The 727-nt window shown below is 45.2% G+C and carries 1 protein-coding gene; it reads left to right on the plus strand.

Annotated elements, in window-relative coordinates; all coding sequences use genetic code 11:
- A partial coding sequence (locus AC1DUW_RS31420; protein WP_477644522.1) for a M28 family peptidase occupies positions 1-727 on the plus strand: 727 nt, incomplete at both ends.

A 727-nucleotide genomic window follows, 5' to 3' on the forward strand; every position in this document is an offset into this window, starting at 1 on the left:
GAAGGGGAGCTCCGTGCAGTCAAATACATAGAAAGTCAGTTTAAGAGTCTTGGTTTTGAAACAAAGGTTCAGCCTTTTCCCATCTATGATACGGTGCAAAATGTAAAAGTGAAAATTGGTGACAGTGATTTAGGAGGAACACCGCGTGCCATTAGCGGCAGTATCAGCGGGAAGGTAACGGCCGAACTTGTTAATGTTGGAAAAGCAAAGCCAGAGGAAGYTGGAGAAAATGTATCTGGGAAAATTGCACTAGTTGAACGTGGGGACATTACCTTTGTTGAAAAGGTTCAGAATGTCCTAAGTAAAGGAGCGGTTGGCGTTTTAATGTACAACAACTCACCATCAGGAAATAATTTCGGACAAGTATCAGCGGGGCAAAATATACCTGCTGTAGCCATTACCCAAGCCCAAGGGTTAGAGTTGGTCGAACAGCTTAAAACTAAACAAATCACGTCCACTCTAGAAGTGGGCAAAGYTGAAAGAATCGAAAAAACATCCTACAATGTCATCGCTTCCCTAAAACCAAAAGCCAATAAGGATAATGGTCAAATCGTGACTGTTGGAGCCCATCATGATTCTGTCCCGGGCGGCCCTGGTGCAAACGATGATGCTTCGGGTGTATCAGCTGTGCTGGAACTGGCAAGGATCCTGGCCAAAACGCCAATTGACACTGAAATTCGCTTCCTCACGTTCGGATCTGAGGAAAGAGGGCTCGTTGGATCATCCT

It is taken from the genome of Peribacillus sp. P4_C12, from assembly GCF_056402095.1.